Source organism: Paraburkholderia sp. SIMBA_053, from assembly GCF_046534895.1.
Classification (GTDB): Bacteria; Pseudomonadota; Gammaproteobacteria; order Burkholderiales; family Burkholderiaceae; genus Paraburkholderia; species Paraburkholderia caledonica.
The window spans coordinates 1-244 of sequence record NZ_JAWRXU010001453.1 but is presented as its reverse complement, the minus strand read 5'-3'; the positions used below and the strand labels follow the sequence as shown (position 1 = coordinate 244).

Genomic DNA, 244 nt, shown 5'->3' with positions numbered 1-244 from the left:
ATTCCAAACGGGATGTTCTGGATGAATCTGGCCAATACGCTGATGTGCGTGATCGTTTCGGTCATCATTCTCTTCAGGAGGTTCTCTCGAAAGATCACGCGAAATGAGTCGGGGGCTGGCGCCGTGTCCATGCAGCCGGGGTTGCTGCATCGGCGTGCAGGTAGCCTTGCTGTCGGCGCCAATCTTGCTGTTGATCCAGTGCCGGCCGCACCGACTACGTGGTTCGGACGCCCCGAACTTTGGG

General features: G+C 58.2%; 1 protein-coding gene. It reads left to right on the top strand.

The features are described from left to right. Window positions 1-21 precede the first annotated feature (21 nt). On the top strand, window positions 22-244 hold a 223-nt coding region (locus tag SB753_RS40435; protein WP_410805596.1), incomplete at its 3' end, for a hypothetical protein.